Raw genomic sequence first — 7286 nt, forward strand, 5'->3', positions numbered from 1 at the left:
ACGCAAAAACAAGCCATATTTATCCATATCAAAGGCAGTCATTTCGAGTACTCGCGCCGGTATCCAGATGACTTCAAAAAATTCAAGCCGTCAAGCAATAGCGTAAAAGATAAAATCGCCGCGGATTATGATAATTCCATCTTGTATACGGACTGGCTGTTAAGCTCGATTATTGATCAATTGAAATTGAGTCAAAGACCATCGATATTGTTTTATTCATCGGACCATGGCGAAAATATCATGGATGATAGTCGAGGGCTGTTGGGTCATGGAATTGGCAATAAGTATGATATGTTGGTTTCGGCGTTTGTCTGGGCGTCCGATAATATTTCAAGCGAGCAAGCGCTCAAGCTTTCAAAGTTAAAGGAAAGGGAAAATCAAAGAGCTAGCATTTCGTCCTTGTCGCATACGCTTTTGAATATCACTGGCATTCTCACGAGTGAATACAAGAGTTCGAATGATTTGCTAAGTGATGATTTTGTGACATCGAAATGTCCACACCTGCTCGGCTCAGAATATGTTCCAACGTTTGATTTTGATGCGCGTTAGACCGGCCAGATCGTTTTCCGACGGGGCAACATGAAGTGGCGTGGCGGTATGGCGAAGGGAGGATTTGGTCTGCCGCTAGATGGTGAGACTAAACGTCCCCCAATGTGTCCCTCAACTCGTTGACGATGCGTACGGACGCTGCTGGAAGCTTTGAAAATAGTGGAGCGGGTGAAGGGAATCGAACCCTCGTTATCAGCTTGGGAAGCTGGAGTAATGCCATTATACGACACCCGCTCAGAGCGGTGACTTTGTACCAGATGTGCGCGTGGAAATGAAGTTTTTCTTTGCGTCAGACGGGTTTAGCCCAGGTTAAACCTTGCCCGGACCGCATGGCGGTCGTTCGCGGGCAAGCCTCGCTCCTACAGAAATGCGATTAACGCTGCGGGGCGAAGCTTGCTCGCGATGACTCTATTTCAGATTGCCAATGCATGGTGGTCCTGGACGTAGTGGTAACGCGGTCGGCTTTCGTGTTGTGAAGGTTTCAGGAAGCCCATCAGTGCGTTGCGGCTGTCTCGGCAGGCGGCTTTGTGCTCCATGTCGAGAAAGTGGCCGGTGGCCTGGAGGGTGCTGAATGTGCTGTGTTGCACGTGGCTGGCGAACAACCGGGCGTCGGCGGCGGCGGTGTATTCATCCCATTCGCCGTTGAGGAACAGCACTGGCACGTCGATTTTTTTCGCCGCGTGCAGGTAGCACTGGCGGTCGCTGTGCAGCACGTCGTTGATGTGGAAGTGCATCTGCCCGTACTCATGTTCGGCCAGGGAGCTGACGTGGCGATAGTTGAAGCGCTTGAACAACGACGGCAGGTGTTTGCCGATGGTGTCGTTCACCAGGTGTCCGACCCGGTCGCGGTCCAGGTTGCCGAGGTGTTCGACGCCGCGCTCGAGGTAGTCGAGCATGTGTGCGTTGATCACCGGAGAGAACGAGCTGATCACGGCTTTTTCGATGCGCCGTGGTCGTTGCGACAACGCCATCATGGTCGCGGCGCCACCCCAGGAAAACGACAGCACGTGCTCGGCGGCGAAGTGGTCGATCAGCTCAAGCAGGATCTGCCCTTCGATTTCCTTTGTGAGCATTTTCTCATGCAGGTTGTGGGCTTTTGACCGGCCCGCGTAGGGCTGGTCGTAGCAGACGACGTTGAACTGCGGATGGAGGTTTTTCACGGTCTGTGCAAACGACGCAGTCGTGGCCATCGAGCCGTTGACCAAGATAATGGTCTTCTCTGCGGCGTCTGCGCGATAGAACTCCGTGTAAACCCGATACTGACCCTGTATATCCAGCACAGCGATTTCTGGCCTCATGTCATAAGACTCCTGGCAAGCGGGTATGCGCGCAAATAGAGATTGCACGAGCTTTGTGACAGGTAGGCATACGCCTGGAATTTGAGAGGCCCATGTCGATCCATTGCAGTCCGGTCGACGGGTATTGTTATTGGCGGGCAGTCTGCCGGATGAGGCCGGAACCCTTGGGTTCCTATCGGCAAAAAGTTTCTTAGAAGTATGGGGTGACTCATCGGTCACATTTCGGCCGACGTCCTGATTCAAGCAGGGGGCACGTCATCGCGCAAGTGCTGTTGGTAAATTGTTCTACAACTTCTGCTCAGCGGTCGCGTGTTTAGACCGATCCGATCTCTTCATCGGTCATTGGGCGGTATTCGCCCGGTTCCAACGTGTCATCGAGCACCAACGGCCCCATGCGTTCGCGGTGCAGGCGCATCACCTTGTTATTGAAGTGGCCGAACATGCGCTTGACCTGGTGATAACGGCCCTCGACGATGCTCAGGCGTGCGCATTTTGCCCCGAGCAGCTCTAGCCCGGCCGGTTGCGTGGTGAGGTCTTCGAAGGCGAAGTACAGCCCTTCGCTGAACTTGATCGCGTATTCGGGRCCGATGTCCTGTTCGGTTTCGACGTAATAGACCTTGGGCAGTTTGGTCTGTGGTTGGGTCAAGCGTCGCGACCAGCTGCCGTCGTTGGTGATCAGCATCAGACCGGTAGTATTGAAATCCAGGCGTCCGGCGATGTGCAGTTCTTCCTTGTCCGGTTCATGAATCAGGTCGAGCACGGTCGGGTGCTGCGGGTCCTTGGTAGCGCTGACGCAACCGGCAGGTTTGTGCAGCATGAAGTGGCGCAGGGGTTTACCGACTTGCAGCACGTCGTTGTCGACTTCGACGCGGCTGAATTCGCGGACTTCGCTGTGCGGGTCGCTGACGACTTTTCCGTCAACCCTGACGCGTTTTTCCACCAGCAACAGGCGTACCTGCTTACGGTTGAAGCACGGCAGATTGCTGAGGAAACGGTCGACGCGCATGACTAAGGATCAGTGAGGAAAGGGGCGCGCATCTTACTAGAACGATTCGGGCGCTGCTTGCAACTGCGTCTCGACTTCGGCGCAACGCGGGCACAGGCACGAGGCGTTGCGTAGTTCCGTCGGCAGCGCCTGGAGCACCGCCGGGTCGATGCTGACGCCGTAGCACCAGCAGGCGCGGTCGGCGGTTCGCGGGTCAGCCAGAGTGCAGTCGTTGGGGGCGCCGCAGGCGGGGCAGAGATCAGGCTGGTTCATGGACGGAGTGAGACTTCTCTACGCAGGTTCGGTTGCGGCCACTTTGTTTGGCCCGATACATCGCATGATCCGCCCGTGACAGCAGGCTGTGCAAGGTGTCATCGGGCTGTGGGGAAATAACTGCTGGATTCATAGGGTAAATCGGCTGGGACCAGGTGCCGCGGTGCCTGGGCTGATGCCTTCGCTGGCAAGCCAGCTCCTACCAGTTCTGCGCTAACCCTGTAGGAGCTGGCTTGCCAGCGAATCGAAAGATCACAGCAGTGTTTTCAGATACATCTGCCAGCCGCCAAAGTGGCTGATGTTCACCGCACCCTCCAGCCCATACGCCTCACAGATAAACCCGCTCTCCCAGCGACCATCCGCCAGTTGCACCTTGCCCAGCCCCAGCGGTGCCGGAATCCCGGTCAGGAACGAGCCGAGTTCACGGCTTGGCAGCTCCCAGACCTCCACCGCAATCGCCACGCCGCCATCCTTCACGCGGACCATGCCCGGACGAAACGGCGGGCCGCCGGCCAGGGCATAGAGTTGATAGTCCGGCGAGCTGAATGTCGATTCCAGCAACCGGGCACCGCGCTGCTTGAGCTGCCAGTTCAACGCCAGCCCGTCCAGGTGCGCGCCGCAGACCACCAGCCGCGCCCGATCATGGCGTGCGACCGGCGCCGGTGCAGCTGCGGCCAAGCCTTGCTGACGCTGCAAGGCATCCGCCACGCTCAGCAGATACTGATCGGTGAAGGCCCGGCCAAACAGCGTCACGCCCCAGGGCATGCCGTTGTCCATGAAGGCGCTGGGCACGGCGACGGCGGCGTAGTCGAGCAGGTTCATGAAGTTGGTGTAGTAGCCCAGTTCCGAATTGCGCAGCACCGGTTCGGCCTCGAGTTCCGCCAGCGTCACCGGGCGGCCGATGGTCGGCGTGACGACACAATCGAGGCCCTCCAGCGCGTTGTCGCACAGGGCTTTGAGCGCTTGCAGGCGGTATTGGGCGCGGAAGGTTTGCACGCCGTCGACGGCGGGCGCCTTGGCCAATACGGCGCGAATCACTGGCAACAYGGCCTCGGGGTTTTGCGCCATCAACTCACCGGCCACGCTGTAGCGCTCGGCCACCCACGGGCCTTCATAGAGCAAGCGGGCGGCCTCCAGAAATGGCGACAGGTCCAGTTCCACCGCTTCGCCACCCAAGGCCTTGAGGTGGTCGATGGCATCACCGAACAACAGCGGGCCTTCAGGGCAACCGAAAAATTGCAGGTCCTGCGCACGCGGCACGCCGAAACGGAACGGCCGCGGTGTGCCGAACGCCGAGCCGTCGTTCCACAACGGGTTGCTGCGGCTGTATTCGTCCCGTGGATCGAGGCGCGCGGTGAGTGCCAGCAACTGACTGGCCTCCCGCGCGGTGGCGGTGAACGTGGTGACGCAATCCAGCGTACGACAGGCCGGTACGACGCCGGCCGTTGAGATCAGGCCCTTGGTGGCTTTCAGGCCGATCAGATTATTCAACGCCGCCGGCACACGCCCGGAGCCTGCTGTGTCGGTGCCCAGGGAAAAACTCGCGATCCCGAGCGCCACCACCAGCGACGAACCGGCGCTGGAACCGCCCGACGGGTATTCCGGCAACACGCTGTTGGGGCACGCGCCGTACGGTGAGCGGCTGCCGTTGAGCCCCGTGGCGAATTGGTCGAGGTTGGTCTTGCCCAACGGAATTGCACCGAGGGCCAGCAGTTGCTCGACGATGGTCGCCGAACGCTCCGGCACATAGGCAAATGCCGGGCACGCCGCCGTGGTCGGAATGCCCGCCAGGTCGATGTTGTCCTTGATCGCAAACGGCACGCCGTACAGCGGCAGGCTGTCGAGGTCGCGACCGTCGAGGGCGGCGAGGTAGGGCTCCAGTTCATCGACACTGAGCAAGTGGATGAACAGGTGATAGTCCGGGTTCAGCGCAGCGGCTTTGTCCCGCAGTTGCAGCAGTAATTGTCGTGGCGTGGTGCGGCCGTCGCGATAAGCGCCACGCACGGCGTCGAGTTGCAGATTGATGTTCATGGCATGAGTCCTTTTCAAAATGGGTTCAGTCGAGTTCCAGCACCACGACGCGCTGTCCGGCGCGCACCGCAGAACCCGGTTGCACGCGAATCTCGCGCACCACGCCGGCCATCGGCGCGAGCAGGGGGATTTCCATCTTCATCGACTCCAGGATCACCAGCACGTCACCGGCCTCGACGCGGCTGCCGACCTCGACCTGAACCTGCCAGAGGTTGCCGGCGATGTGGCTGTCGACGCTCTGTTGGCCGCCGGCCAGCGGCGTCTCTTCGGTCGTCTCCGGGGCCGGTTCTTCACTGTCGAAATGCGCCTGGCCGCTGGCGATCCAGCGTTCGCGCTCGGCATTGAATGCGCCTTTTTGCTGATCGCGAAACGCGTCGATGGTCTCGGCTTCCTGCGCCAGAAACGCCTGGTAATCCGCAAGGTTCAACTGACTGTGCTCGATGTTCAGGTCGAAGCGCCCGAGGGGGAAATCCCGGCGAATGCGCAGCAGTTCATCGGCGCTGACCGGGTAGAAACGGATCTGGTCGAAAAACCGCAGCAACCACGGTTTGCCATCGAACGCGGCAACGTCGTGGTAGCGGTTCCACATCTGCAACGTACGCCCGACAAACTGATAACCGCCGGGGCCTTCCATACCGTAGACGCACATGTAGGCGCCACCGATGCCCACCGAGTTTTCCGCGGTCCAGGTGCGAGCCGGGTTGTACTTGGTGGTGACCAGGCGATGACGCGGGTCGAGCGGGGTGGCGACCGGTGCGCCGAGGTAGACGTCACCCAGGCCCATCACCAGATAGCTGGCGTCGAACACCGTGCGTCGCACTTCATTGAGGTTCGGCAGGTCGTTGATGCGGCGGATGAACTCCAGGTTGCTCGGGCACCAGGGGGCGTCCTTACGCACGGTGGTCATGTATTTCTCGATGGCCAGCTGGCACGCCGGGTCGTCCCAGGAAAGCGGCAGATGCACGATGCGCGACGGTACTTGCAGGTCTTTGGCTGCGCACACGGCGTCCCATTCGCCGGCAACGATGCCGAGCAGATCCGGTAGTGATAGTTGCTCGGGCTGATAATGGATTTGCAGTGAGCGGATGCCGGGGGTGAGGTCGATCACACCGTGCAGGTGTTTGCTTTCCAGCGCCTGCATGAGGGCGTGGGCGCGGAAGCGCAGGACGAGGTCCAGTTCGGGGGCGCCGATTTCCAGCAGCAGGTGGGTGTCGCCCGAGAGCCTCGCCACCAGACGCGTGTCGTCCCGCCCCAAATCCAATACCACAGGCGACACAACCCCTTGTAGGAGCTGGCTTGCCAGCGAAGGGGCCCTGTCAGTCAACATTGATGTCGCTGACACACCGTTTTCGCTGGCAAGCCAGCTCCTACAGTGATCCCATTTCAAGGCGAGGGCTCGGGCAGTTTTGATATCGACCGGCAGGAACTGCACCTTGTCCCCCGCCTTGAGCTGCCCCAACTGCCAAAGATCCGCCTCGATCACCGTCACCGGGCACACGAACCCGCCGAGACTCGGACCATCCGGGCCGAGGATCACCGGCATGTCACCGGTAAAATCCACCGCGCCGATCGCGTACGGATTGTCGTGGATGTTCGACGGATGCAAACCGGCTTCACCTCCGTCGGCGCGCACCCACTCAGGCTTCGGTCCGATCAGGCGAACGCCCGTGCGGCTGGAGTTGAAATGCACTTCCCACTGCGTGGCGAAGAAGGTGCCGATGTAGTTTTCGGTGAAATATTCCGGAGCCCCGTGGGGGCCGTAAATCACTCGAATTCGCCGAACCGCAGGCAGTTCGGTGAGCTGATCTTCAGCCAGTTGCTGACCGGCGCTGTGGTCATTCAGGGCTGACAGGTGCAATACGTCACCGGCTCGCAAGGCGCGGCCACCGTGGCCGCCGAATTGGCCAAGGGTGAAGGTGCTTTTGCTGCCCAGATAATCCGGCACTTGCAGGCCGCCATGCAGGCTCAGATAGCTGCGGGCACCGGCTCCGACAATGGTGCCGAGGCTCAGGGTGGCGCCTGCCGGAACCATCAGCGCAGTGTTCATCGGTACGCTTTCGCCATTGAGCCGCAATGGAATCATGGCGCCGGTCACGGCTACTACCGTCTCGCAATTGAAGCGCAGCAACGGCCCGCTCATGGTGATTTCC

The 7286-nt window shown here is 59.9% G+C and carries 6 protein-coding genes, 1 tRNA gene and 1 pseudogene; 1 reads left to right on the forward strand and 7 read right to left on the reverse strand.

Annotated features, from left to right (window positions below; all coding sequences use genetic code 11):
- Positions 1-549 (forward strand): sulfatase-like hydrolase/transferase (locus tag AC1DVH_RS23750; RefSeq protein ID WP_477755879.1); only part of this gene is annotated, 549 nt, incomplete at its 5' end.
- Positions 550-709: 160 nt separating this feature from the next.
- Here the strand turns inward: AC1DVH_RS23750 and AC1DVH_RS23755 are convergent.
- From AC1DVH_RS23755 to AC1DVH_RS23785, 7 genes and pseudogenes are all read right to left on the reverse strand, one after another.
- Positions 710-783 (reverse strand) — tRNA-Gly (locus tag AC1DVH_RS23755).
- A 179-nt stretch (positions 784-962) separates the two neighbouring features.
- Complete coding sequence (locus AC1DVH_RS23760) at positions 963-1847, reverse strand: alpha/beta fold hydrolase (protein WP_477755880.1); 885 nt, start codon at positions 1845-1847, stop codon at positions 963-965.
- A gap of 313 nt (positions 1848-2160) precedes the next feature.
- Entirely contained in the window at positions 2161-2853 is a 693-nt protein-coding gene (locus tag AC1DVH_RS23765) for a pseudouridine synthase (RefSeq protein WP_477755881.1), read from the reverse strand.
- Between the two features lie 36 nt (positions 2854-2889).
- Positions 2890-3105: a cysteine-rich CWC family protein gene (locus AC1DVH_RS23770; RefSeq protein ID WP_477755882.1), complete on the reverse strand. Its 216-nt coding sequence runs from the start codon at positions 3103-3105 to the stop codon at positions 2890-2892.
- Positions 3092-3214 (reverse strand): annotated as a pseudogene (locus AC1DVH_RS23775) (hypothetical protein); the annotation flags it as partial. The pseudogene AC1DVH_RS23775 and the gene AC1DVH_RS23770, both read right to left, overlap by 14 nt.
- A gap of 143 nt (positions 3215-3357) precedes the next feature.
- Positions 3358-5136 (reverse strand): allophanate hydrolase, encoded by a 1779-nt coding sequence (gene atzF, locus AC1DVH_RS23780; protein WP_477755883.1) that lies wholly within the window; start codon positions 5134-5136, stop codon positions 3358-3360.
- A 25-nt stretch (positions 5137-5161) separates the two neighbouring features.
- Positions 5162-7286, reverse strand: a 2125-nt coding sequence (locus AC1DVH_RS23785) for a carboxyltransferase domain-containing protein (protein ID WP_477755884.1), incomplete at its 5' end; no start/stop codon positions are given.

The organism is Pseudomonas sp. P4_C3 (assembly GCF_056402075.1).